Source organism: Nostoc sp. (assembly GCF_036917515.1).
Classification (GTDB): Bacteria; Cyanobacteriota; Cyanobacteriia; order Cyanobacteriales; family Nostocaceae; genus Nostoc.
Genome location: NZ_JBALDE010000251.1, coordinates 1 through 25640 on the forward strand (window position 1 = coordinate 1; position 25640 = coordinate 25640).

Here is a 25640-nt window from a genome sequence, read left to right on the forward strand (position 1 = left end):
CTCCGAGACTTTTATTTATATTGCGATGATACGTATTATGCTTCGACGACTCGCATGAGTTTTTACTTTCTTGGACTTTTAAAACATCCTCTTAGCTTACTGATGCACCCATTATTGCGGCTAGTGTAGTAAAGAGGCGATCACAGTATGGCGAAGCTTGGCGTACTTTGTCCACGTCCAGTAATTCTAGAAGCTTCGAGGCGTGTTTTATTTCGTGGTACTCACCCTTTGTAGTGTTACGAGTTGCAGCTTTTAAGCTTGGTTTTAAACTATGCTTGTCAATAGTCTCCACATTAGTATTCTTGGAAATAGCATTTTCTTTAAATCTCTGTCCGTAAAATGTTTTCAGCGTTGCTATATCACTAATAAACCAAGCTTCTATTGCTTGTACCATTAAATGGCAATGGCTATCATCAATATCTGGTGGTTCATCCCAATTATCCCTAAGCTTCAGATGTTTCCAAGGAGACTGTAAGGTAACAGATTCTTCTGCATCAACAAGCAAGACATTAAAGGCTTCTGGATGATATTTTAATGCATTACCAAAATCACGAAAAGCGTTACTACGAGAACCACATATAGTAATATTCCATTTAATTTTTTTATTTTTAGCTATTTCAACAAGTTGTTTAAAAAATTGGCTAAATCCTTGCCTAATTAAAGCTTTCGTATTTTTTCCATCTCCACCACCTTCTATATAAATTCTCACCTCTGTTACCATCGATTTCCCCCAATTTCACCCATCCGCCAGAGATCGCCAAGAGTATAATTTTCTAGCCAATTTTTTAGTTTATCAGGTTCAAGACGGCGGAGGTGAGAGCCTTTTTCATCACGTTCACACACCAGGACTGATTCGGAATATCCACTCAAAGCAGAAACTAAAGCATCAGAATGGGTAGTAACTATGATTTGAGTTCGCCCTGATGCTTCTATTAACATTTCTGCAATAGTCGGTAAAATATCTGGATGCAAACCTATTTCTGGTTCTTCAATACATATCAGTGGTGGTGGAGTTGGATCAAGCAGTAAAACCATTAAAAATAAATAACGAAGTGTACCATCAGATAAACGATTAGCATAAATCGGTTGAATAAGTCCCTCTTCACGAATAAATATTTGTACTGTACCGCCATATATTCTTACATCCAGTTCTTCTGCTGGGTCATAAAGTTTTTTCAGATTTTCAATAATTTTTCTCCTACCTATTTTTGATTGTAAATCATTTATAAACAACCCAAAATTACTCCCATCTTCTAGTAGAGGATGTTGGGGCAAGTCAGTTTTTTGAGCATTTCTTGGTTCTGAATATTGCCCCATATGCCAATTACGATATAAAGCTATATTAGAAAATTTAGTGCTGAGATAAGAAAGTTCTGGATACAAATCTGGATCTGTTCGCTGAGATAAAATAGACTGATCTGGCATTAGGTTTTCTGGATGAATATAGTTACCATTTGGTTGTAAGTAGTTACCTTTTTGTACCATTAATTCTGGATATCCACTGTAATAGCGATAATAATAAATGAGAATATCATCAACAGAATTTCGGTACTGATTTTCTATTATTTCGTCTATTAAATCTAGCCTTCCTCTACTATTAGACGTGAACATCAACTGATAATGTAAGGGTTGAAGTCCTTCTGGATAATTAACAATAGCTTTTATTTTCGCTACTGGATTTTCCTGTCCACCCTTCCACAGAAACTCACTAATGCCTCCCCCTTGTCGAAATGGTGCGGGTAAATCTGTGCGTGTTGCTCTTAAAATTCCAATTGCTTCAATTAAATTTGATTTACCCGAACTGCTAGCCCCAATTAAGACATTAAGCGGTTGCAGTTCAATTTTTTCATCTTCATTTCCATAAGAAAGGAAATTTTCTAATTGAATAGAATGGATAAATCTTTTACCGTCCATTAGGTTTTCCTATTTAGCTAATAATCTATATTTTATTAATGTTATAGATGCTAGTAACTATGCAGACAAATTCCATAATATCTAATAATAACGTAATGTTAGAGATGAATGGCGATCGCTCAAGGATATTTTACCCTTTTTTGCGATCGCTCCGACTCCAGATGACAATGCTATCGTTAGATACATCACCGCTAGCTACACCATAAGGTATGCTAGGACGCATTTTATCAGAGATGATGATTGCAGGTGCTTTGCCAAAAACTGGTGATTTAGCTACAAGATTTGTAGAAATAATTCCACCGGCAGTAATAGCTGAACGTAGCAAAAACTGGCGACGGTTTAGCTTCAATGGGTGATGAGATTCCATACTAAATAATAGCAACCTTAAACTAAAGCATTACACGATAAGTGTTTACCATATCCTGCAATGGCAATAAGTAAAGATTGAGTTATCCAAGGGTGAATAAAATATATTTATTTGATGTAATCAGAATGGTAGTGTTGATTAGGAACTAATGTGAGCAAATTTATCCATGACTGCTGCTGTGTTTTTAGAAAACGTCTATAAGTTTTACAACAATGTACCTGTTGTCAATGACCTGTCATTCCAAATTGAAGCGGGAGAGATATTTGCTTTACTTGGGCCAAATGGTGCGGGTAAATCAACTACAATTCGGATGCTGACTACACTCACGAAACCGTCCCAAGGACGCATAGAAGTAGGTGGATATAATGTGATGAGCCAGGCAATGTTGGCAAAACAGAGTATTGGCGTAGTCTTGCAACAAGTCAGTGTGGATAACGATTTAACTGTCTGGGAAAATATGGAACTCCACGGGAGACTACATCACATTAGCAACCCGCAGCGACAAAAGTTGATTAATCAATGGCTAGAATATGTTGAGTTAGCAGAAAGACGTGATGATTTGGTAAAAACCCTGTCTGGGGGTATGAAACGACGGTTGCAGATTGCCAGAGCTTTATTGCATCAACCGCAAATTTTGTTTCTGGATGAACCAACGGTAGGACTAGACCCTCAGACCAGGCGACGCCTCTGGGAAATTATTCGGGATTTGAATAAACAAGGGATGACGATGCTACTGACGACCCATTATATGGATGAGGTCGAATTTTTGTGTGATGCCTTTGGCTCTGCCAAGCCAGGACGCATCGGTATTATGGATAACGGTAAGCTGATTTCTTTAGGAACTTTACAACAGCTGCATTCTGCTCACGGTGAAGGTTTGGTGATGAAACAATTAGGTGCGTCTAATGTCGGAAGTGATAGTGCTCGTAATTGGGAATATCTGTTTTTCTCATCTCTGGAAGCAGCAAATATCTACTTGAATGAACAGCCCGATAAAACCGGAATGATGGTGCGTCCCTCTAATCTGGAAGATATTTTTGTGGAATTAACGGGACGCCAGTTAGATTAACCTCATCCTCCTAACTGCCGCAGCATGGCTTCTACCCTTTCTACGCCATTTGAGTCATTGCGGCGCTTGTACAAGTCACGCGCTTTCTGAAGCAAGCTGTTTGCTTGTTTGGCTTGTCGTCGCTGTTTATACATTGAACCCATCAACTCATAAGTCTGGGCGTTGTTTTTATCCAAGTCGATTGCTTGTTGGTATGCCCAAGTAGCTGCATTATAGTCTCCCATACGCGATTGCGTCACAGCCAATCCTAAATAGGCGTTAACGTTGTTACGGTTCAGCTGTATAGCACGACGGTAGCCTTCCTTTGCCCCACGTGTATCGCCCAAATTGGCTTTGATGTAACCCACAGCGTAGTAAAAATCACTGTTGTTAGGATTAATAGCGATCGCCCGACGATAAGCTGTTAATGCTGCCTGGTAATTTCCCTGTTGTGCGTATAAATACCCAATACCTGAATGAATTTTAGCATTCTTGGGATCTATACTAGCTGCTTGCTGATAAACAGCGATCGCACCACCATAATCACCGCCATTCACTAACCTCCGTCCTTCCTCCAATAATTGCTTTAACTCTGGGTTTTTGGCTTGTGCCACTAATACTTGAGCCTGAGCTACTGAAGGTATGGTGAAAGTAAAACATCCTAGTAACACCACACTAAACACGAATGATGTCGGCTTGTACACAGTAAATTTCCTGAAATTTTAGAGGACTTTTTTCTTGTACATTAAAACAAAAATATGGCCTTTTGAAAACTGTATTTCTTCGTATTGATTAAGATGCTAATAGTTCATTCTTCTTTCCTTTACATTCAGCACTATATAACAGAGTTTTTACTGAAGGATGAAGTGTCAGTGATGAAGGAGCAGGTAAAGATACCATACATATAAACCAGTACTATAGCAAAAAAACACATATTTTAATCAGTAGTTATACGTGTTATTCAGAAAAACTCAATAGGCATCTGACATAATCCTAAATTCTGATGCAGCAAGCTTATAGCCTTTGATATTTATTCTTATTTTTATTTCATTTAATAATTTGCTCACTCTGTATCCAAGTTTTCTGACACTTTTAATCCTTGCTAGTACCCTTTGAGAAGTTATCATCCAGGCATTTATATCCTTTTTTGCTCATTCAAAGGTAAGATAAATCTAAACTGGAAAATGCTCGATTAATCTGTTTAGAACAATACTAAAACCCAAAGCGCAATCTAAAATTGTCTGAGAGGATGTTTATCAAACCTCTATTCTGTAAAATAGTTACAATTATTAAAGTATTTATCAAAATACTTTAATGAATATCAAGATATATCCCAATATAGAAGGTTAACTTATGATTATAACTACCACTGATGTAATTCAAGGAGCCGTGATTGAGTCATATTTAGGCATTGTGACAGCAGAAGTAGTTTACGGCAGCAATTTCTTGCGGGATTTTTTGGCTGGTATTCGAGATATTATTGGTGGACGCACTGCTAGCTATGAGCGTCTATTTGAGCAGGGTCAACGCAAAGCACTAGAAGAATTAGAACAACGCGCACAACGTTTAGGAGCAAATGCTGTAATTGGAATTGAAATTGATACTGGCACAATAAATATTGACCAGTCAGGAGTGCTTTTACTGATTACTGCCACAGGCACTGCTGTGAGGATGCGTTAGTTTTTGATAATTTTTACTTTTGACAATCATTATCTAAATTGTATACATAGTTAAAGCTACTTTCTAAGAGCTAGCTAATAGTTGTATTTTAAGTTAAGAATTTTTATATGGAAAATTTAGAAAATAATATGTAAATAAATACTAAATTATACTAAAAATTGTTAAGGAAATCTATTTTTTCTCATGACTAAAGATAGACCTATTAAATCTTTCTATTGATAGAGATTTAAACAGAATATTTAGTTATTTAATTTTAAACATAAACATGAATATACCTAAGCAGCAACTTTGCTGAACAGCACTGGAGAACATAACCTATGTCATACGTAAATCGAACAGGTAATGATGCTATTCATAATGAGCCTGTGGTAGCAGGCCGAGTAACTGAATATCACGATCTTGTTCGCTGGGGCCCAATTATCTCTGGTTTGTTGGTTTCCTTAGCTACCCAATTAATTTTGAGCGCTATCATTGGTGCGGTTGCGGCAGGCACAGTTGAAGGTTCAGCTGCACCCAGAACAATTGCCCCTAACGCTGCGGGTAGTGCGGGGCTTTGGTCAACTATCGCTTTACTAATTTCCCTATTTACTGGTGGTTGGGTTACAGCCCGTGCTTGTGGGCCGATGAACCGCAATACAGCTCTTCTTAACGGGGCAATTCTTTGGGCAACGACTTTAGCAGTTAGCTCATGGCTTTTAGCAAGTGGAGTATCTGGTGCTTTTGGTGTTGCTGCTTCTAACGCTGGAGAAGTCATAAATCAGGTACAACAGCAAGGTGGTGTTAATGTACCACAAGCAAATATAAGTGCTCAACAAGCTCGTGAAGCAGCAGCTAATTTACGTTCGGGATTATGGTGGTTTGTGTTTGGTTCTTTGTTGGGTTTAGTAGCTTCAATGATTGGAGCTGTAACTGGCGCTCGTAGTCCTCGGACTAACACTTACAATGCTTAAATAATTGTTTGAAAATCAAATGTTATTTATTTTTAAATAAAAGCACCTTTTTCAAGGTGTTTTTTGTTTATTATTTAAGTTTGGCGTTTGTAGCGTCTAATTAATTCTGCTGTTGCTAAAATGTTTGTCTTAGTGCATCAGGGTCATTAACCAATTGGCAATTAATACTATGCTTTTTGTTACGAAGTACTTAAGACTTTAGGCAAAATTGCTTATCTCGTGAATATCGCGCTTCTAAGAAACATTTCTGTTTTTTAAGAGCGCGATATTTTTATGGTTATTTTTTCTAAGTAAATGCAACGAAAATTTTACTACTGCAAATCACCATTTTAGATATGAACCTTCAATTCCCTGCTCACGTCGAATTTTACCATCTTTTTCAAACCAGGCAATTACTTGCTGTGCTGTCAAATCTTCAATATCAACACCGTACTCTTGAGCAATATGCTTCAAAAGCTTAAGTGATGAAATTGTCAATCTTGTTAAAAACTTTTCTGGAGAAGACAACAAGGCAGCATCTACTTTTGCTGATTCTTCTAGAGTTAAAAATTGTGCTGATGGTTGCTGTGGTGGTACGTCCATAAATAAATGAAAAAATAAAATACTATCTCAAAGTTAGTTGCGTATTGGGCATTAGTTATTAAAAAAAGCACTAATGACTAATGACGAACTTGTACTAAATACCCACAACGATGTTGACCATCAATAATCCAGTGGGTGCGTTTTACGGTACAATCAGGTAAGACGGCAGCAAACATTTCTAATTCGTGACCACAAATGCTGGGGAAAGACTCGGCAACGTTGGAAATAGCGCAGTTATGCTCCATTAAAATAAAGCGATCGCTCTCAAAGGAGTCATTCGCATCAACTGGGTGATACTCCGCCATGAAGCCTTCCGCTTTTCTCAACTCTACTAAGTTGGCTACACGTTCTTGCAGTGAACCATTACCCACGCGATCGCGATATTCTAATGCTTTGCGCTCCCACTGCTTTTGTAAAATTGATTTAAATTGTTCGTGTCCTACCGTTTCGGCTAAGGTGTCTAGCAGCGAAACCGCAAAATTCCCGTGCCCATCACCAAAGTGATCGCTCATTCTTCGGTGTAAGCGATCACGTCCCTGACGACTCAATTGATAAAGGTGCTGCGGACGCCCCATACCCGCTGCCTGTGCTGATGTCGAATACAAAACTAGCTCCTCAGTCTCCAAATCCTTGAGATGGCGACGAATCGCTTGAGGGGTAACGTCTAAAAGTTCAGCTAGCTCCAAAGCCGTTGCTTTTTCGTGTTTGTGCAGATATTCGAGGATATCTTGCTTGGTTGAGGACTGGTGAGTAGTCGCCATCTTATAGTTGCTGCAAGACGTTCAGCGAACGTCCCAAAAATTTCTTTGAAAATTCGACTTTGACAACATTGTTGTTGTTAATTTAGCGTAAAATGAAGATGCATAAAACAACAAAGCTGTTGTTTTACTCTCCACCACTATTCTAGCAGCCGTGTAACCATTCCGTAATCCGAGATGGGAATCGGCTAAACAAAAGCCCAACTCCCATCCTTATAAAGATTCAAGTTCCGAACACTAGAGATTATTACCGATGAGTGCCACTGTCAAATCCTTAGTCAACCAACCTTACAAGTACGGCTTTGTCACAGATATTGAGGCCGACACTATTCCGCGTGGACTAGACGAGGACGTTATCCGCTTGATCTCCTCTAAGAAGAATGAGCCGCAGTTCATGCTGGACTTTCGCCTCAAGGCTTATCGCCAGTGGCAAAAAATGACTGAACCAACTTGGCCAAATGTCAAGTATCCGCCAATCAATTATCAGGATATCATTTACTACTCAGCGCCAAAACGCAAGAAGGAAAAACTAAACAGCTTGGATGAAGTCGATCCAACCCTTTTAGAAACCTTTGAGAAATTAGGCATTTCCCTCTCTGAACAAAAGCGACTGGCAAACGTCGCCGTCGATGCGATTTTTGATAGCGTCTCTGTCGCCACTACATTTAAAGAAAAGCTAGCGGAAGACGGCGTTATTTTCTGCTCGATTTCGGAAGCGTTGCAAGAACATCCAGAACTAATCCAAAAATACCTGGGTAGCGTTGTTCCTGTAGCTGACAACTACTTTGCCGCCTTAAACGCCGCTGTATTTAGCGATGGTTCCTTTGTCTACATTCCTAAAGGCGTCAAATGCCCAATGGAACTGTCTACCTACTTCCGCATCAACTCTGGTGACACGGGACAATTTGAGCGGACTTTGATTGTCGCCGAAGAAGGTAGTTATGTTTCTTACCTTGAAGGTTGCACTGCACCAATGTATGACAGCAACCAGTTACACGCCGCCGTTGTGGAACTCGTCGCCCTCGACAACGCCGAAATTAAATACTCCACCGTGCAAAACTGGTACGCTGGCGATGCTAACGGTAAAGGCGGTATTTACAACTTTGTCACCAAGCGCGGTTTGTGTCAGGGCGTAAATTCCAAAATTTCTTGGACTCAAGTAGAAACAGGTTCGGCAATTACTTGGAAATATCCCAGCTGCGTCTTGGTGGGTGATAACTCTGTGGGTGAGTTCTATTCCGTGGCGCTGACAAATAATATGCAGCAAGCCGATACGGGTACAAAGATGATTCACGTTGGTAAGAATACCCGCAGTACAATTATTTCTAAAGGAATCTCCGCAGGTAAATCCAGTAATAGCTACCGGGGTTTAGTGAAAGTCAACCCGACAGCGAAAGGGGCGAGAAATTATTCTCAGTGCGACTCAATGCTGATTGGGGATAATGCTCATGCTAATACTTTCCCCTACATCCAAGTGCAAAATAACGGTGGGAAGGTGGAGCATGAAGCTTCTACTTCCAAGATTGGGGAAGATCAACTGTTCTACTTTGCTCAACGGGGTATTTCAGCAGAAGATGCCATTTCAATGATGGTTAGCGGCTTCTGTAAGGATGTTTTCAATCAGCTACCGATGGAGTTTGCTGTGGAAGCTGATAAATTGTTGAGTTTGAAGTTGGAAGGCAGTGTTGGATAAATGGAAGCAAGGATAAACACAGAGACATCCGCGTTCTGTGTTTATCTTTAGGAAGCAATGAGGAATCGCCAAGACGCCAAAAGCGCAGAGAAAGAGAAGGGAAAGAAGATGATTATTGAAAATAGTGAAGTTGTGCTGTCAGTACGGAATCTGACGGCTAATGTTGATGGGACACCGATTCTTAAGGGTGTGAATCTGGAGGTGCGATCGGGTGAAATTCATGCGATTATGGGGCCGAATGGTTCTGGTAAGAGTACTTTTTCTAAGGTGTTAGCTGGGCATCCGGCGTATGAGGTGACTGGTGGTGAGATAATTTTTCAGGGGCAAAATCTCCTAGAATTGGAACCGGAGGAACGCGCCAGAAGTGGTGTATTTTTGGCGTTTCAGTATCCGTTAGAAATTCCGGGTGTGAGCAATTTAGATTTCTTGCGGGTGGCGTACAATTCCCGTCGGAAGGCGCAAGGTTTAGAGGAAATAGACGCTTTTGATTTTGACGATTTGATTGAGGAAAAGCTGGATGTAGTGAAGATGAATTCCAGTTTTCTCAGTCGGAGTTTGAATGAAGGGTTTTCTGGTGGTGAGAAGAAGCGGAATGAAATTCTGCAAATGGCGCTGCTGGAACCAAAGTTAGGAATTTTGGATGAGACTGATTCGGGTTTGGATATTGACGCGCTTAGAATTGTAGCGAATGGGGTAAATCAACTGGCAAGTCCAGAAAATTCGACAATTTTGATTACTCACTATCAGCGATTACTTGATTATATTGTGCCTGATTTTGTGCATGTGATGGCACAAGGGCAGATTATCACCAGTGGTGGTAAGGAACTGGCATTAGAATTAGAGTCTCGCGGTTATGACTGGGTGCTGGCAGAATTTGCAGCTGCTGAGGTGGGTGTGTAATGAGTATTCAAGTATCTCCTAGTCCAATTCCTAATTCAAATGTAGTCAGTTTGACATCGATGTTAGATAGAGATGATTATCTGACTGGGTTGTTAAATCAAGTAACGGCAACGAAAACAGAAGGTTGGTTGCAGGAATTACGGCAAAGTGCTGCTAATTGGGTACGTCACTCGATTATCCCAACTACCCGCGAGGAAGAATGGCGATTTACTGATTTGTCGTCTCTACGAAAGGTGCAATTTAATCTAGAGACGGAAAATTTTGCATCTCTAGAATTTGATATTTTACCAGAAGCGGCTAACAGTCGTTTAGTATTTGTTAATGGCGTTTTTGCGCCGGAGTTATCAGCAGTTACAGATTTACCATCTGGAATTGTGGTGAGTAATTTGGCTGGCTTACCTGTGGTTGAGCAGGAAGGTATACGGCAGTATTTAGCTCAAGCTGAGGGAGCGCAGGAAGTTTTTACTGCTCTTAATACGGCTGGGATAACTGATGCTGCTGTGGTGTGGGTGAAGAAGAATGTGGTAATTGAAACGCCAATTCATTTGGTGTTTATTTCGGTTGCGGGTGAGACGGCGATAATTTCGCAGCCACGTTGTTTGGTGGTGGCGGAAAGTGGTTCGCAGGTGACGTTGGTTGAGGAGTATACGAACCGCCTTCGCGCAGCGTCTCGTAGAGAAGGCGCAGAGAGCGCAGAGGAAGCAGTTTACTTAACTAACGCAGTTACGGAAATTTGGGTTGCTGACAATGCTGAGGTGAGTCACACTAGGGTTGAGCAAGAAGGTGCAGAGGCTTTTCATATTGGGAAAACTGCGATCGCCCAAGCTCGTGATAGTCGATATACTTGTCATGCCATAACTTTAGGTGCGAAGTTGTCACGGCACAATTTAGAAATTTTGCAAACTGGTGAGCAGACACAAACTACTCTCAATGGTTTGACGGTGATTACTGGGAAGCAGTTGTCTGATACTCACAGTGCGATCGCACTTAACTATCCCCACGGTACAAGTGAACAATTGCATAAATGTATTGTAGGCGATCGCGCTCATGCGGTGTTCAATGGTAAAGTTTTTGTACCCAAACCAGCCCAGTTGACAAATGCAGCCCAGTTGAATCGGAATTTACTGCTATCATCAAAAGCCAGAGTTGATACTAAACCCCAATTGGAAATTACAGCGGATAATGTAAAATGCGCTCACGGTGCTACCGTTAGCCAATTGGAAGATGATGAAATATTTTATCTGCAAAGTCGGGGAATTGATGAAAACGATGCTCGGAAGTTGTTAATTAACGCTTTCGCTGCTGAAGTCATCAACCAAATACCAGTTCCTTCTCTACGAGAAATCCTGTTAAACACAGTCAATAATCTTAAGTCTCTGACTAATGACTAATGACGACTATTGTACAGACGCGATTAATGAGCCAGCGCGTTGCGGGGGTTCCCACGCCACTTGCTCCACTTGGGGAAACCCCAAGACCGCAGTGGCTCCCCGTTGTAGCGACTGGTGTCACGTCTCTACTGACTAATGACTAATAACTAATCTACCAATGACTTTTACTCCTACCAAAACCCTTGCTGATAAAGTTCGCGCTGACTTCCCGATATTGCATCAGGAAGTCAACGATAAACCCCTGGTTTATCTCGATAATGCTGCGACATCACAAAAGCCTTTGTTCGTATTAAATACCCTACGGGATTATTACGAGCAATATAATGCTAATGTACATCGCGGTGCCCATACCCTGAGTGCTAAAGCTACCGATGCTTATGAAGGTGCTAGAGATAAAGTTGCCAAATTCATCAATGCTGCATCGCGTCAGGAAATTGTCTACACCCGCAACGCAAGTGAGGCGATTAACCTAGTAGCCTACAGTTGGGGAATGAATAATTTGCAGCCGGGAGATGAGATTATTCTCTCGGTGATGGAACACCACAGTAATATTGTGCCTTGGCAATTAGTAGCCCAAAAAACGGGTGCATTACTGAAATTTGTAGAATTAACACCAGAAGAAACTTTTGATTTGTCACAGTTTAAAAAGCTGATTTCTGACAAAACTAAGTTGGTATCGGTGGTGCATATTTCTAATACTTTGGGTTGTATTAATCCAGCCAAAGAAATCGGTGCGATCGCTCACAAATACGGTGCTAAATTCTTAGTTGATGCTTGCCAAAGTGTTCCCCACTTCCCTGTCGATGTGCAGCAAATAGATTGTGATTGGTTGGTAGCTTCTGGTCACAAAATGTGTGCTCCAACTGGCATAGGATTTCTGTATGGCAAGTTAGAATTGTTAGAATCAATGCCACCATTTTTTGGTGGTGGTGAGATGATTACAGAAGTGTATTTAGATCATTCCACTTATGCAGAATTACCACATAAATTTGAAGCTGGTACACCTGCAATTGGAGAAGCGATCGCACTTGGTGCTGCGATCGATTATCTTAGCAGTATTGGCATGGATTTTATCCATGCCTATGAAGCAGAATTAACAGCTTATTTGTTCCAACAATTAGAGCAAATTCCCCAAATTAGAATTTACGGCCCCAAACCAAATGCTAAAGGTGAAGGTAGAGCTGCTCTTGCGTCATTCACCGCTGGAGAAGTCCACGCCAACGACTTATCTACATTATTAGATCAAGAAGGCGTTGCCATTCGTTCTGGACACCACTGTACTCAACCATTACACCGTTACTTAGGTCTTGCTGCAACCGCACGAGCAAGTCTATCTTTCTACAACACCCGCGAAGAAATTGATATTTTCATCAAAGCACTGAAAGAAACCCTGGAATTTTTTGCGGGTTTCCTTGCTTAAAGTTACAAAATATTCAGATCGTAATTGTGCCAAATATCAGCAACATATCTTGCTAATACTTGGCACAATTTAATTATTTGGATTTTTTACAGAAGCAAATAAAGTGTCATACAGCGGCTTGAATTTAGATATAGTTAGAAAAACCTTTAACTTAACAGAGTAAAACATAAGATCGGCAAGAATTTTAATTGCTGAGTTGGGATGTGCAATCAGGCACCAGGGGTCTTTTTTGAAAATTGCTGTAACTGTGGCTATGGCATTCACGGCATCCATGCCATAAATTATAAAGAAATCTACCGTACCCCCATCAACAATTGAGTACCACTGAGAACCTAGAGATCACTCCTCCTTGATAGTTACATCTAAACTGTAGTCTTTGTAAATACCAGTGGCATAGGCGCAGCCCATCGTAGACATCGCTTAGTAAAATCCACCGCGTTCCGCTTGTGCTATCTAGTTTGTACTAAAGTTAGCTTTATTCAACCGAAAATTGTTATTTTCTGATTGGTTGCTGTTAATACAAGCAGCAATGACGCTGCTATTAATTTAGATAAAAGCGTATTGAATAAAACTATGGTGACTATGGCGATGAATTATTGTTGATGAGGATGATAACGGATTTATAAAACAGTATGATGCTCTTTCCTATCTGCCGTTGTAGCTAAATCTAAATGTACATTCTAGAATCAACTTTTGATTCACTAGCGAATAGGGCTGAATTTCTAAAGCACGTTGAAAAGCTCGGATAGCTTGACCATACTCTCCTATTGCTGCATAACATAAGCCCATACCATGAAGCGCCCCAAAATGTATTGGATTTATCTGCACAACCATCTGGCAATCTGCCAGAGATTTTTGATAATCGCCAATACTGTAATAGAGGAAAGCTCGACGATTCCAAGCTTCAGCAAAATCTGGCTGGTCTTTAATTAATGTCGTCAGGGCTGTTTCAGCTTCAGTAATTTCACCTGCATCCAGTAACTTTTGACTGCGGTCAATTATTTCCAGCCCATAGATTCCCTTTTGCTGAAACCAGATCCGCCAGATTTTTCTAGTTGCGTTGTCGCGCACTACGGGATCCGGGTTTTTCAACTCTTCAAGTAAGGAATTGATAAATAAAGAATCCATGAATTTGAGATCAGTGAATATACGTTTGTATTAACTTTCTCACAAAATATATCAATTAAATCATTTTTAAAGTCATCTTTAAATTAGCCGTGATTAATCGCTAATTATGAAATTTCTGTGTAATTTATTGTGTTCAACAAGATGATTAATACCACACTAGATGTTTAAAGTTATAAAAATAAAAACTGATTAGAAGTAGCTAACAGATCCCTTTAGCAACATCAATATACCAGAACTGCAAGATGCAGCAGACAAAGGTTGTTTGCAGGTAGATGGCAAGATTATGAAACCAGACGTAATTTGGTTATCACCAAAGCCACAGTTGAGCCAGTTCCGTATTTACCAGGAATTACTAAGCGCTTTAACATTGCAGAATCATAATTGCTTTGGCTGTAAAGAATGTGTTACTAGAGTGGAAGATATGGGCTTCTAAGAATTAATCCCGAATATGTTGTATTGGTTTTTCACAAATTGTCTTAGTGGCTAACATAGTCTTTATTAGAACCTAAATTTATCTGCTTACTAGCTGCACCGGAAGGTATAGAAATTTTTGTAATTTACATTACATTCTGATGTGGTACTATCTGCATCTGTCATTGATGACCATTTGCATGAACATGACTAATTAAGTATTGGATTGTGAGATACAGGTACAGTGGGCTACGCGCTGATGTAGCACAGAATAAGCTGATTAGCCATGAGCAAATGACGGTCAAATCCAGTTATTAACCTAATACTGCACAAATTGTGAGTTAACAATTTTTACTTCATTAAATTTGCAAATATTCTTAAATAAATACATACTAAATACATCACATTGATACAGGAACTTTATAGAAAATAGTAATTAACTTTCTCAGCTATTCCATAATCATTTACTATAATGTTGGATATTCCAATTCTCCCATTATAAAGATAAATATTACATAGTAGCACTAATGACACAACAGACTATAGGACAATTAGAAACAGAAATATCACGGCAGATTACAAATTTATATAATGATAAACTAGGAAAGTCTCCTAGCCAAATCATTTGTCATTTTTTTGACAATGAAATCGTAATTTCTATAGAAAACTCTGTTACCCAAGCTGAACAAACTTTACTAAAAGGAGGTTATAATACTTTAGCTGAACAAGTACGATTATATTTAGAGAAAATAATTAAACCAGATTTAAAAAATCTGATTGAGGAAATTATTGGTCAACCTATCCTCTACCTGATGACAAATACAAATTTAACAACAAGTCGTTCTGGGATTGTTGTAATTCTCAAAGAATTATCTGAAGTTCGTAATCCCGAATCTATTCCCAAGATAAATGTTAAGAATTTAGCTGACTGATGTGGCGACTGATTACTACTTCTAATTGATTAAAATCATAGGGTTTAGTAATGCAATCATCTGCTGTAAGCATCGTGGAGCGATCATCTTGTACCGTTGTTAGAGGTGTGACTGCAATGATTGGAATGGTAGCAGTTTTTGAGTTATGTTTAAGATCGTCAATGACTTGGTTCGCACTCAAATTAGATAGCTTCATATCTAGCAGGATTAAATCTGGTTGATGAGTTTGTGCCAACATCACAGCCCTCATCCCTTGTTTGGTACAAATACATGAAAAATTTAATATTCCTAGATGAGAATTAAGTAGCTCTAAATCATGTAAACTCTGTTCTATAACCAAAATTAAAGGCTGTCCATTCATAAGCAGTTAGTCCTGTCCAAGAAAAGCTAGGCATAAAAACTCTATCCATCAGGAAAACCTGAAAGTCTTTGTTTATAGTATGTGTTTAATTCAATGTACGAACGACTAACTCAGGCATAAAAATGAATAGGTTAGTGTATAGTTCATTCGGTTATCCATCGGCGCTAAATTTTAGGAAATAACATAGCAAAGTAGTCATATATCAGGCAAATAGTAGCACAACTGATGTATGTAATTGCCAGGATTGACTATAAAGATCGGTATTTTATAGTAAGTAGGGGATACTTAAAGTACTTGAAGTTGCAGATTTACCAGCCTTGTCCAGAAGTGCCAAAATTGCGTAGGCATCGCCTTTGTTACATTACCATACAGCAGTTTTCTTTTACATGAAGTACAAAGTTACGGGTTTTGAGGCAGGAGGTAGAAACTATTTTTATCTGATGTTGAGTCTTGCATTTTGTACCTCATTTTACTTACAAACTGCTGTAAATTAATTAAGTATATTTAACTATCAAGTAACTGACGTGCATAAGCGATCGCCTCTGTTGATGTTGAAAGTTTACCCTCAGCTTGTGCTACAGCAATTTCTGTCAATAGTTGACCGATGATTGGCGAAGCTGGAATATCTAATGCTATAATCAACTCCTTCCCGTTTACTAGTGGAATGGGATGAGCAACCAGATCGTCAGGGTTGAGGTAGCGGTCGATCAAAGGTGCTAAGACTTGGTAGCTCATTGCTTTAGTTTCCACTGCTGTGTGTAGTGGCTTGTTACCAGATATTGCCTCTACCAAATTATTAATTGCTACAGCTAGCACTGCGGTAGCGGGGAACACAATATCTGCGTCATGAAATAAAAAGTATTGTTCTCGCAAGGACATATCAACTACTTGAAATTGCGGTAACATTTTCAAAGCAGTAGTTACACCTCGGATTTCTGCACGACTATAAGTTAGTTCCTGTAACTCTATTTCTGCTAATTCTGGATTTTGATTGACAAGACAAGCAAGTTTGGCAATAGCTAGCCAAGTAGTTTTAATACTATCGCGGATATATTCTTGCAGTTGTACCCCTAGTTGTTGCCACTTTTCTGTGAGTAAGGCGGCGGCTATGTCAACTGCTGCTAGTTTCAGCAAGCTTTCACGGTTGGCATTTTTGAAGAAAGGCACAAGTAAACCATCTTCCCAAGCTGTTGTGATCCAAGGAGTACCCTGAGAATTGCTGAGTAGATAGCCAATTTCTACCCTAACTCTTTCGGCTGCAACTTTGCTGATATGCGATGCCAAAGAGCGAATTGCAGCTTGGGTAGCTGGCTCAATAGTAAAACCTAGTTGGGCGGCTTGGCGATAACCTCGCATTAACCGCAAAGGGTCATCTTCTAGGTTCGCGGATGATACCATTCGCAAAATGCCCTGTTGTAAGTCTACATAACCTTGCAGAGGATCGATAATTTCTTGCGTATGGGGATTATAAGCGATCGCATTTACTGTAAAGTCCCGTCTGTGCAAATCAACTTCTAAACTATTTCCTTCCTGTTGGGCAAAATCAGCTGTAGCGTGGGGAAAAACCACACGCGCAATTTGTCGTTCGGCATCGAGTAACACAAAACCAGCTTTGTAATGATTAGCGATCGCTCTCGCTACCTTTACCGCTTTCGATGGTATAACAAAATCTAGATCCAGATATTCGCGAGTTCTGCCAAGAATCGCATCTCGGACAGCCCCACCTACCATATAAGCTGGTTGTGGCAAGAATTCCAAGCTGAAAGGCCAATTTTCGGGAGCTAGGGTAGAAGGAATTGATTCGTGCATTGTAATAAAAATCAACCCAGCAACTCATGAATAACTGTTGGGCTTAAGTTAGATTAACAATAAAGGCCCCTGGAGTTGGTTCTATTATGTGTATTTGCGTGAATTGCCACTATGTAGACCGATGTGTTACCTATCATGCCGTAGAAGGGCAGCACCAACAGCCTCACTTGACTGAAACACCAACCTTTGATCCGAATGAACCTTCTATCAATGTCAACATTCGGACTAATGAGGATGTGATTGAAATGGAATGGGATGTTGTAGGTTGTCTGAGCTTTAAGCGGGAAACAGGTAAGTGGTCGAAATTGCGTCCTGGTGAATTAGTGCCCACTTGAAACGTTAAGAGTAGTATGTTATGCTTGCGCCCATTAATAACAGAACCTTGACAATTCAATCCCGATCAATACCAAGTTTCCTAGTGAAAGCAAAAGTATTTATTTTGACTTTGCACATCTAAGTTTTGCGAGGGGGTATAGCGATCGCTCAAACCCTGATTCTTTCGTTTACACCCTCGGAAAGCTGCTGTGTAAGCTTTTGAAGGTATTTACTGTTGGATTTTTGTCAATAATTTGGGTTTATTGACAATTAAATTATATACCTTCGGAAATGACCTTCCAAGACCAGTCACAGTAAGGGTTGTATAAGGGTGGGTTTTTAAATTACTTACCCCTCACGGGGATGGAAACACTCCTCCTGCTTCTTTATTTGATGAGATTCGTGGTAAATAGTTTTTAAATTACTTACCCCTCACGGGGATGGAAACTTATGTACCTCTAGTTCTGGACGTAGTAAGTTAGCTAACTCAGCAGTTTTTAAATTACTTACCCCTCACGGGGATGGAAACACAAACAAGCTGACCTCTAGGTCCGGGTTGATTTCCAGGTTTTTAAATTACTTACCCCTCACGGGGATGGAAACAGTTTCCATTCATTGATTGGAAAGTATGAGTCAATATTGGTTTTCCAATCACTTACCCCTCACGGGGATGGAAACTCCATAGTGTCGCAGTAAAACCCTGCGCCCTCGTTAATTGTGTTTTCCAATCACTTACCCCTCACGGGGATGGAAACTCCTACAAAAGCCCTTCGCGGACTTTCTGCTCAATTGTTTTCTGTTTTTCAATCACTTCCCCTCACGGGGATGGAAACTTGACTATGATATGGTTGAGTAGAATAAATTAAGTCAACTCTAAAAAAATCAATATTTTAATTAACTTTGACCACTGAACTAAAAAACCTCATAACAACAAAATACGCTCTATCACTACACACCACCACTCCCGAATTAGGACTAGCAATTAGTAATTTTGCAGACGATACTCGCTCTCAAATTTGGAATTTTGGGCGTGATTTATCTAGCTTAGTGCATCAATATTTAATTGAATTTATTAAACCGCAAACTTGGACAGATTTGTTCTTCATCGCAGTTGCAAAAGGCCCCGGCGGCTTCACGGGAACTCGGATTGGCGTTGTTACTGCTCGTACTTTAGGGCAACAGTTAGATATTCCTGTATTTGCGATTTCAACTTTAGCTGCGGTAGCTTGGTCAGAAGCAAGCAAAAGTCAAAACCCAAAAACTTTTGCTGTGGAAATGCCAGCACAACGAGGTCAAATTTTTGCTGCCATTTATCAGTTTGAGCCAGATGCTTCTAAACTTAAAGTGTGTTTATCAGATAGAGTGTTGACACCAGAAACATGGCAGGAAACTTTAGCGAATTGGAACACTAATTATCAGTTGATTCAAGCTCAATCTGGATTAGCAGCAACGGTGACAAGTATTTTAGAATTAGCTAATCTCGATTGGCAAGAGAGCAAATTTCCTAATTGGTCAGAGGCTTTGCCATATTATGGGCAGCATCCAGTGCAGGATGCATAATGCTTCTAAACTATAGCTGTCCTAAATCATTTGTGAAATATTTTTGGAGTTGGCTGTTATTAGTCATTAGTCATTTGTCCTTTGTCATTTGCAATTACAAAGGACAAATGACCAAGGACGACCATAACAAATGCTACAAACAGTGATGCCTGCGGCGGGCTATGCCTACGCATTTTTAGAAATCCGCTTCAAGGAACTTGTAAGTTATATTTGACACCACAGCCTTGTTGAAGATGAAATTTATGCTAGCTAAATTACCATCATCTGTATTTATACTTATATTAGGACTTGCCATAACTCAAACCTTTCGATGCACAACTCATAAAGATAATTCCGCGATCGCTCAAACTTCACCGAAGCCAGCACCCCAAGAAATCGTGCAATCAGGAGAAGTTCTAGCTTTACCAGGCAAGTTGAATACAATACCCGTTTTTAACAGCAATAGCCCAGAATGGATTAAAACTGAGGGGATTTTACTTTCTACCTTTCCTGCAAATGGGAAAAAATTTCCAGCAGCGCACCTCAATTTTCCCTTTCAGGGACGCTTTGACTTATTTGCCCACCATTACACCCACACTCCTAAGGATTTACAAACGCTATACCTGGGTGTAATTGTGCATAACCCTAGTAAAAAACCTGTAACAGTAGATGTGTTGCAAGCAGCGAGTTATTTGATGCAGGATGCACCCTTTGTCACCTTACCCCCTTATATAGAAAATAACGATGGTAAGGCTTACTCAGGGCCAGGCGATCGCGCTGTTGGTGATGTACTCCGAGGTGTTCGACAGGCTGATATTAAGGCAAAGCTGATAATTCCCCCAGGACAAAGCCAGATGTTGCTAAATCATCCTATTCCTCTACGAAATCTAGAAAAGCCGGTGAATGGTCGCTCTACCTTTATGCGGCTGCGTAGTAGCGATCAAGTTTATGCAGCAAGTTTAGCAATGTTTGCCAAGAAAAATTCTGATAATACAGAACGCCCACCGACTCTTGCAGAATGGCAAGCTTTACTAGATACCGGGAACTTCGCCGGTCCGCGAGATAAAACCCCTAGTCCTCCAAATGCTACCAGTGGCGCACTGATTTATGGGCGTGTAGCTGGTGTGTCACAAGGTTCTCAATGGCAAGCAAAGTTGGTGGATAATCCCCAAACCACAAATCTGACTATTCCCCAACGTGGCAAAGCTATTTCCTATGCTTTAGATACATTGGTCAGTGGTCGATTGGGCACTCAACAAATCCAAACAGCCAAAATGCTGGTACGTTATCCCGATACGGCATACGAAGCACATGGTAATTATGGAGTGGAATATAAACTCACCTTACCCTTAAGCAACAATACCAACCAAAATCAGACCGTGACTGTTACTTTGGAAACACCTTTGAAGGAAGATAAATTATCCCAAGGTGGTGTGCGTTTCCGCAAACCATCCCTAGATTTCCCTTTCTTCCGTGGTACAGTGCGGCTACGTTATTTCAATGACCAAGGTCAACAAAAGACGCGCTACGTACATCTATGGCACAGAACTGGTCAGGTGTTAGAACCATTGGTACAGCTAGTACTTCCACCTTCGACTAAGCGGATAGTACAAGTAGATGTGATTTATCCACCAGATTCGACACCACCACAAGTGCTGAGTGTAAGAACTTTAGAAAAGTGAGAGATATTTCTTTAGCACTGTCAAGAAAATCAAAAGCTGGTTATCACAGAAAGTTAGTCATATTGACAGATCGCATTACAGTGCATAAATAAATCCAAAATCAAAACAGCCACAGCCAAACTGGAAGAGTAACCAGCAATACTATAGCCCCAGCAGCTAAGGCAGTAACTGCCAGATCGCGATCAAGATTGAATGTCTCAGCAATTACCAGTGTGGCGAAAGCTGGAGGCATAGCCGCTTGTAGGACGATTATCTTTGCGATCGCCCCAGTTAATCCAAACAGGGGTAAGATGCTACCTAATATCAAGGGAACTAGCAGCATTTTGATTCCTAAGCTTATCCCTACTTGTGGTAGGCTACGCCAAGATTTGAGCAGCGCCAGTCGCATTCCAATTAATACCAAGGATAAAGCTACACTACTCCAAGCAAATTTTTCTAAGCAAAATTCCACGACTGTGGAAATTGTCACCTGCCGAAACAGCAAACCAAATCCGAAACCCCACAGGGCAGGATTAATTAAGATGGGCCTAGCAATCTGCCAATGATTATGGATACCACCGCCAAAACGCGCTGCTAGTAACACACCCAAGCCATAAGCTCCTGGAAATGAACCGAGCAAATCGTAAAATAACGCCCAAGCAAAGTATTCCTTGCCTACCATTGCTAAGGTAATCGGAAAGCCAAGATAACCTGTATTACCCAACATAGCTGCTAATATCAAGCTAGCCTGAGTTGGTGATTGGGGAACAGTCTTTTTAAAATAGGCTTGTGCTTTAATCCCTAAGCAAGCTAAAAATGCTCCTAGTAAAATGGCTAAGTAAGCGATCACAGGTGCAATCCAAATTTGCCCCGACAAGCTAGATTGACGCAAAAACGATACTATGCTTATGGGTACTCCCACCCAAAAAAGAAGCCGTCCTAAACGTGTAGGAACTGTTACAGGTAGTTTGCGTCCCAGAATAAAACCTACCAGGACTAAGCCTCCCAGCTTGACATATAGTTCTAAAAGGTTTGTCAAGGTTGCGCCTAAGAACCACAGATGTAAAATGCTACCTGTTACGTTTACTTTTGTCCAGTGCAAAATCTGTTATGGCTATTCCACAAAAACAGGAGTTTACCTTTGAATAAGGCAGGGTTTTCTGGAAAACCGCAAAACTCATCGAATGACCTTGGCGATGATATTCCAGTGGCTGTACGCGATACCCCTGTTGCAGCACCTAAAATTTGGTTGCAACCTCGAATTATCTTAATTGGGGGAGTTGCAGGATTTATCTTGCTGGCTTTAATTAGCAGTTTTTTGTTTTTCGTCACAGCACCCAAAAAAACCGCCAATTCTCAACTTTTACCAGCTACTTCTACTCCTACAACTCCAACAGCATCTAATAATTCCAGCGATACTGTGTTAGGGCATTTTCCATACCCAGAAGCCCCTGAGTCAGAACTAGTAACCATCTCCGCAAAGAAGGGCATTAGAATGCGAAAAGCTGCTGCCCAAAAGTTTGAGGAGATGGTAGCAGCAGCTAGGAGTTCAGGTGTAATTTTAGTACCAATTTCTGGCTTTCGCTCAGTCAAAGACCAAGAGCAGTTGTTTTTTGGTGTCGGCGCCCAACGCAATCAAACGCCAGCAGAACGAGCCGCCCTCAGCGCTCCTCCTGGTCATAGCGAACATCACACAGGTTATGCTGTGGATGTTGGAGACGGAGCAGTACCAGCAACTGATACCCAAATTAACTTTGATAATACCAAGGCTTATCGGTGGCTGCAAGCAAATGCAGCGCGTTTTAGCTTTGAAATGTCTTTTCCCAAAGATAATGCTCAAGGTGTAAGTTATGAACCTTGGCACTGGCGTTTCGTAGGCGATCGCGATAGTTTAGAAATGTTTTACAAAGCCAGAAACTTGAAACCCGCTAAAATATCGCCATAAAAGACAGCAGTCAACCCCTTCTCTGCGAGACGCTACGCGAACGGGGAATTCAAAATTCAAAATTCAAAATTCTTATCCCCATAAATAAATTTAGGGGCTTGTATCATGAGTCTGTTTTGGCAAAATAATTCGGTCAGGAGTAATTATACCAATTTGAAATAAGAATGCGACAGATAAATACTCCCAAACCTTTGTTCTGTCTGACTTTCTTAATTTTGAATTTTGAATTGGTATTAATTTTACTCTCTTTGTGCTAATGGAGGCAGAAGAACTAGTTCTGTAAGAACTGGACAGTAGTATTCAGCAATTTTCTTAGCGATCACATCTGGTCGAGAAATTTTATCGAGATTGCAAAGTAAAATCACGGTAATTTTCTCATCAATAAAGCGGGTAATGTTACTTGCGAATCCTAGTATCGAACCATTATGACCAACTACTCGGCGATCGCCATAATTCAATACCCACCAACCTAAACCTGCAACATATCTCAATTTTTCCCAATCATCACCCTGATTTGGAGGATGAGGAGTCCACATCAAATCCAGGGTTGATTGCTTTAGCAAAGTTTCACCACAAAGCGCCTGTTCCCACTTCACCATATCTTCTACGCAGGAAAGTTGACCTCCAGCAGAATAGACTTCTTGCAAAAGTCGTCAGTGATGTGAGATAAGTAGGTGAGAGTGGGGTAATATGTATGACCTATGAACAGGTTAAAAGCCTGAAATCAGAAGACTTCAAACGCCTGTGTGGCGTGCATCCAGAAACTTTTAGGCAGATGATTGAGGTCGTGCGATAAGCCTAACGGCATGGCTTCGCTTACCGCAAAGCACTCCAAAACGCAAAACAGGACGACCGGGTAAATTGAGTTCAGAAGACCAATTATTAATGACTTTAGAATATTGGAGAGAGTACCGAACTTACTTCCATATAGGACAATCGTGGGGAGTGAATGAGTCAACAGCATATCGGATTATTCGCAAAGTTGAAGATATTCTCAGTAATTCTAGAGCTTTCACACTTCCAGGGAAAAAGAAATTGCTTCCATCTGATTCTCAGATTAAGGTAGTGGTAGTTGACGTGACAGAAAGCCCAATAGAGCGTCCAAAAAAAAACAAAAGCATTTCTACAGTGGGAAAAAGAAACGACATACATTGAAGTCACAGATAGTAGTAAACCAAGAGACTGGTGAAATTGTATGTACGGCTCATGGTAAGGGTAAAGAGCATGATTTTAGAATATTTAAAAACAGCAAAGTCCGATTGGAAGAAAATATTGAATGCTTGGGAGATAAAGGATATCAAGGTATTCACAAAATCCATTCTAATAGTCAAATACCAAAAAAGAAACCTCGCGGTGGTCAGTTGAGCTATGAAGATAAAAAAAGTAATCAAGATTTGGCAAGAGTCAGAGTATTAGGTGAACATGTAAATAGAAAACTCAAGGTTTTTAAAATTTTATCAGACCGTTATAGAAATCGGAGAAAAAGATTTGGTTTGAGATTTAATCTGATAGCGGGTCTCTACAATTATGAACTTCATTTAATTAAAGTTGAAGCTGCTTGAATGACTTTTGCAAGAGGTCTAATATGTGACTGAGGGACTGTAGTAAGGTTTGTTAACGAGTTTGCTGTTTAGCAACCGATAGCCAGCAGACCGGTTTGGCACTATATCACTGGGATTATTGATCACGGTTGCATTCATTCCCAAAGGAGCAAAAATGCGCTCTTGTAACAAATCTTCATAAGATTGTCCAGTTACCTTTTCTAGGAGCAAACCCAGTAGATAGTAATCTGTGTTGTCATATGCGCTAAACTCACCCGGTTGAAACTTGAGGGGTAGGTGAGTAACTAAAGCCAAAATTTCAGATTTAGATAAATTAAGATGGGTAATTTCCCAGTAATTTGGGGCATCGGTATAGCTGGGAATTCCAGACTGATGAGACAGAATATGCCCGATTGTGACATTTTGCCATGTTAGGGGTAGACAATCGAGATAGTCTGCGATCGCATCTTCTAGCAAAATTATCCTTTGTTCCACGAGTATCATTATGGCTGTAGCGGTGAAAGTTTTACCGACAGACGCAATTTCATAAACTGTATGTTCAGTAGCTGGAACAGAGTGTTCAATATTCGCCAGTCCATAGCCCTTAACTAAAACAGGTTCACCTTCTTGCACTACTGCAACAGAAAGTCCAGGAATCTGGTTTTGAGTCATTGCGGCTCGAATATAGTCGTCAATCATAATTGACCTGATTTTTGTTTAGCGATGTGGAGATGAGGCAAAGGAGCAGGGGAGCAGGGAAACAAGGTGACAAAAGTTTAGAACTTGTAACAAGTCTTTCCCCTTGTCCCCTTCTGTTGCCCAATGCCCCACGCTTAATTTCGTCTGCTATTTCCTGGATTTTCAGGCTGAGGTTTTTGATACTTACCTAGATACTTGCGCTGAAAGTATTCCTCCATAATTTGTAAGATCATGGGCGCAGCAATGCTACCACCACCACCGCCGGAATGTTCAGCAAATGCCACAATCACAATTTCTGGCTGTTCAGCAGGTGCATCGGCTCCAAACCAAGCGTGATTTTGCTTAACACGGTCTTTCCACGCTTCAGCAGTGCCACTCTTACCAGCGACTGGGGGAACTGTTGGCTGCTTCAAAGCTTTACCCGTACCTTCAGCTACTACTTTCCGAAGTCCCTGACGGAGAACCCTTATGGTTGTCGGCTTCATATTTAAAGATTCTCGCCAGAATGGCACTAAGAAAAGCTCTAAGCCATGCAGGATAAGTGGTACAGATTTTAAAGCTATTGAACAGTGAAGGTCTTGGTATGGGACAGGCGA

The 25640-nt window shown here is 40.5% G+C and carries 26 protein-coding genes, 3 pseudogenes and 1 CRISPR repeat array; of the genes and pseudogenes, 15 read left to right on the top strand and 14 right to left on the bottom strand.

The window, feature by feature from the left end:
* Window positions 1–91: 91 nt before the first annotated feature.
* From V7K89_RS31805 to V7K89_RS31815, 3 genes and pseudogenes are all read right to left on the bottom strand, one after another.
* The gene (locus tag V7K89_RS31805) at window positions 92–721 is read right to left on the bottom strand and encodes a DUF4276 family protein (RefSeq protein WP_335194502.1); all 630 of its coding nucleotides are present in this window, start codon (window positions 719–721) and stop codon (window positions 92–94) included.
* Window positions 715–1914 carry an AAA family ATPase gene (locus V7K89_RS31810; RefSeq protein WP_335194504.1) on the bottom strand — a complete coding sequence of 400 codons (1200 nt, stop codon included), beginning with the start codon at window positions 1912–1914 and terminating at the stop codon, window positions 715–717. The genes V7K89_RS31805 and V7K89_RS31810 overlap by 7 nt, the downstream gene beginning before the upstream one ends.
* A 142-nt stretch (window positions 1915–2056) precedes the next feature.
* Window positions 2057–2281 (bottom strand): annotated as a pseudogene (locus V7K89_RS31815) (alkaline phosphatase D family protein); the annotation flags it as partial.
* Between the two features lie 166 nt (window positions 2282–2447).
* On the opposite strand from V7K89_RS31815, the gene V7K89_RS31820 reads away from it, so the two are divergent.
* Entirely contained in the window at window positions 2448–3350 is a 903-nt protein-coding gene (locus V7K89_RS31820; RefSeq protein ID WP_335194506.1) for an ABC transporter ATP-binding protein, read from the top strand.
* 2 nt (window positions 3351–3352) lie between these two features.
* Here the strand turns inward: V7K89_RS31820 and V7K89_RS31825 are convergent, their stop codons facing one another.
* Complete coding sequence (locus V7K89_RS31825) at window positions 3353–4033, bottom strand: tetratricopeptide repeat protein (protein WP_335194508.1); 681 nt, start codon at window positions 4031–4033, stop codon at window positions 3353–3355.
* Between the two features lie 649 nt (window positions 4034–4682).
* Between V7K89_RS31825 and V7K89_RS31830 the strand changes: the two genes are divergently transcribed.
* Both V7K89_RS31830 and V7K89_RS31835 read left to right on the top strand, forming a co-directional pair.
* Window positions 4683–5009 (top strand): YbjQ family protein, encoded by a 327-nt coding sequence (locus tag V7K89_RS31830; protein WP_292867781.1) that lies wholly within the window; start codon window positions 4683–4685, stop codon window positions 5007–5009.
* A gap of 317 nt (window positions 5010–5326) precedes the next feature.
* Window positions 5327–5959: a hypothetical protein gene (locus V7K89_RS31835; protein WP_335194510.1), complete on the top strand. Its 633-nt coding sequence runs from the start codon at window positions 5327–5329 to the stop codon at window positions 5957–5959.
* Between the two features lie 321 nt (window positions 5960–6280).
* Here the strand turns inward: V7K89_RS31835 and V7K89_RS31840 are convergent, their stop codons facing one another.
* Both V7K89_RS31840 and sufR read right to left on the bottom strand, forming a co-directional pair.
* Window positions 6281–6541 (bottom strand): hypothetical protein, encoded by a 261-nt coding sequence (locus tag V7K89_RS31840; protein WP_292867787.1) that lies wholly within the window; start codon window positions 6539–6541, stop codon window positions 6281–6283.
* Window positions 6542–6618: 77 nt separating this feature from the next.
* The gene (gene sufR / locus V7K89_RS31845) at window positions 6619–7302 is read right to left on the bottom strand and encodes an iron-sulfur cluster biosynthesis transcriptional regulator SufR (RefSeq protein ID WP_335194512.1); all 684 of its coding nucleotides are present in this window, start codon (window positions 7300–7302) and stop codon (window positions 6619–6621) included.
* A 250-nt stretch (window positions 7303–7552) separates the two neighbouring features.
* Between sufR and sufB the strand changes: the two genes are divergently transcribed.
* The 5 genes from sufB (at window position 7553) to V7K89_RS31870 (ending at window position 12703) form a co-directional block, all read left to right on the top strand.
* A complete protein-coding gene (gene sufB / locus V7K89_RS31850) occupies window positions 7553–8992 on the top strand; it encodes a Fe-S cluster assembly protein SufB (protein WP_335194514.1) in 1440 nt (479 codons plus the stop codon).
* 108 nt (window positions 8993–9100) lie between these two features.
* Window positions 9101–9892 (top strand): Fe-S cluster assembly ATPase SufC, encoded by a 792-nt coding sequence (sufC, locus tag V7K89_RS31855; RefSeq protein WP_335194516.1) that lies wholly within the window; start codon window positions 9101–9103, stop codon window positions 9890–9892.
* Window positions 9892–11283 carry a Fe-S cluster assembly protein SufD gene (gene sufD / locus V7K89_RS31860; protein WP_335194518.1) on the top strand — a complete coding sequence of 464 codons (1392 nt, stop codon included), beginning with the start codon at window positions 9892–9894 and terminating at the stop codon, window positions 11281–11283. Before sufC ends, sufD begins: the two co-directional genes overlap by 1 nt.
* Window positions 11283–11426, top strand: a complete 144-nt coding sequence (locus V7K89_RS31865; RefSeq protein ID WP_335194520.1) for a hypothetical protein — start codon at window positions 11283–11285, stop codon at window positions 11424–11426. Before sufD ends, V7K89_RS31865 begins: the two co-directional genes overlap by 1 nt.
* A 14-nt stretch (window positions 11427–11440) precedes the next feature.
* On the top strand, window positions 11441–12703 hold the full coding sequence (locus V7K89_RS31870; protein WP_335194522.1) for a cysteine desulfurase: 1263 nt from the start codon (window positions 11441–11443) through the stop codon (window positions 12701–12703).
* Window positions 12704–12772: 69 nt separating this feature from the next.
* On the opposite strand, the gene V7K89_RS31875 is transcribed toward V7K89_RS31870, so the two are convergent.
* Complete coding sequence (locus V7K89_RS31875; protein WP_335194524.1) at window positions 12773–12976, bottom strand: hypothetical protein; 204 nt, start codon at window positions 12974–12976, stop codon at window positions 12773–12775.
* 372 nt (window positions 12977–13348) lie between these two features.
* Entirely contained in the window at window positions 13349–13831 is a 483-nt protein-coding gene (locus V7K89_RS31880; protein WP_335194526.1) for a tetratricopeptide repeat protein, read from the bottom strand.
* 214 nt (window positions 13832–14045) lie between these two features.
* Here V7K89_RS31880 and V7K89_RS31885 point away from each other — a divergent pair.
* Window positions 14046–14206: pseudogene (locus V7K89_RS31885) on the top strand (GTP cyclohydrolase II); the annotation flags it as partial.
* A gap of 563 nt (window positions 14207–14769) precedes the next feature.
* On the top strand, window positions 14770–15174 hold the full coding sequence (locus tag V7K89_RS31890) for a DUF2294 domain-containing protein (RefSeq protein WP_335194528.1): 405 nt from the start codon (window positions 14770–14772) through the stop codon (window positions 15172–15174).
* Here the strand turns inward: V7K89_RS31890 and V7K89_RS31895 are convergent.
* Entirely contained in the window at window positions 15155–15535 is a 381-nt protein-coding gene (locus V7K89_RS31895; protein WP_335194530.1) for a response regulator, read from the bottom strand. The genes V7K89_RS31890 and V7K89_RS31895 overlap by 20 nt on opposite strands.
* A 504-nt stretch (window positions 15536–16039) precedes the next feature.
* Complete coding sequence (locus V7K89_RS31900) at window positions 16040–17344, bottom strand: CCA tRNA nucleotidyltransferase (protein ID WP_335194532.1); 1305 nt, start codon at window positions 17342–17344, stop codon at window positions 16040–16042.
* 86 nt (window positions 17345–17430) lie between these two features.
* On the opposite strand from V7K89_RS31900, the gene V7K89_RS31905 reads away from it, so the two are divergent.
* The 3 genes from V7K89_RS31905 (at window position 17431) to V7K89_RS31915 (ending at window position 20880) form a co-directional block, all read left to right on the top strand.
* Window positions 17431–17679 carry a Ycf34 family protein gene (locus V7K89_RS31905; RefSeq protein ID WP_335194534.1) on the top strand — a complete coding sequence of 83 codons (249 nt, stop codon included), beginning with the start codon at window positions 17431–17433 and terminating at the stop codon, window positions 17677–17679.
* A gap of 326 nt (window positions 17680–18005) precedes the next feature.
* A CRISPR array of direct repeats spans window positions 18006–18492; the repeat unit is 25 nt; unit sequence ACTTACCCCTCACGGGGATGGAAAC.
* A gap of 67 nt (window positions 18493–18559) precedes the next feature.
* Entirely contained in the window at window positions 18560–19219 is a 660-nt protein-coding gene (tsaB, locus tag V7K89_RS31910; protein ID WP_335194536.1) for a tRNA (adenosine(37)-N6)-threonylcarbamoyltransferase complex dimerization subunit type 1 TsaB, read from the top strand.
* A 242-nt stretch (window positions 19220–19461) separates the two neighbouring features.
* On the top strand, window positions 19462–20880 hold the full coding sequence (locus V7K89_RS31915; RefSeq protein ID WP_335194538.1) for a DUF3370 domain-containing protein: 1419 nt from the start codon (window positions 19462–19464) through the stop codon (window positions 20878–20880).
* A gap of 100 nt (window positions 20881–20980) precedes the next feature.
* Here V7K89_RS31915 and V7K89_RS31920 read toward each other — a convergent pair whose 3' ends face one another.
* The gene (locus V7K89_RS31920) at window positions 20981–21898 is read right to left on the bottom strand and encodes an AEC family transporter (protein ID WP_335194548.1); all 918 of its coding nucleotides are present in this window, start codon (window positions 21896–21898) and stop codon (window positions 20981–20983) included.
* A gap of 102 nt (window positions 21899–22000) precedes the next feature.
* Between V7K89_RS31920 and V7K89_RS31925 the strand changes: the two genes are divergently transcribed.
* Window positions 22001–22804: a M15 family metallopeptidase gene (locus tag V7K89_RS31925; protein WP_335194540.1), complete on the top strand. Its 804-nt coding sequence runs from the start codon at window positions 22001–22003 to the stop codon at window positions 22802–22804.
* Between the two features lie 239 nt (window positions 22805–23043).
* Here V7K89_RS31925 and V7K89_RS31930 read toward each other — a convergent pair whose 3' ends face one another.
* A complete protein-coding gene (locus tag V7K89_RS31930; protein ID WP_335194542.1) occupies window positions 23044–23451 on the bottom strand; it encodes a serine hydrolase domain-containing protein in 408 nt (135 codons plus the stop codon).
* Window positions 23452–23498: 47 nt separating this feature from the next.
* Between V7K89_RS31930 and V7K89_RS31935 the strand changes: the two are divergent.
* Window positions 23499–24366: pseudogene (locus tag V7K89_RS31935) on the top strand (IS5 family transposase).
* Window positions 24367–24384: 18 nt separating this feature from the next.
* Here V7K89_RS31935 and V7K89_RS31940 read toward each other — a convergent pair.
* Both V7K89_RS31940 and V7K89_RS31945 read right to left on the bottom strand, forming a co-directional pair.
* Complete coding sequence (locus V7K89_RS31940) at window positions 24385–25044, bottom strand: serine hydrolase domain-containing protein (protein WP_335194544.1); 660 nt, start codon at window positions 25042–25044, stop codon at window positions 24385–24387.
* Window positions 25045–25178: 134 nt separating this feature from the next.
* Window positions 25179–25640, bottom strand: a 462-nt coding sequence (locus tag V7K89_RS31945; protein WP_335194546.1) for a penicillin-binding transpeptidase domain-containing protein, incomplete at its 5' end; no start/stop codon positions are given.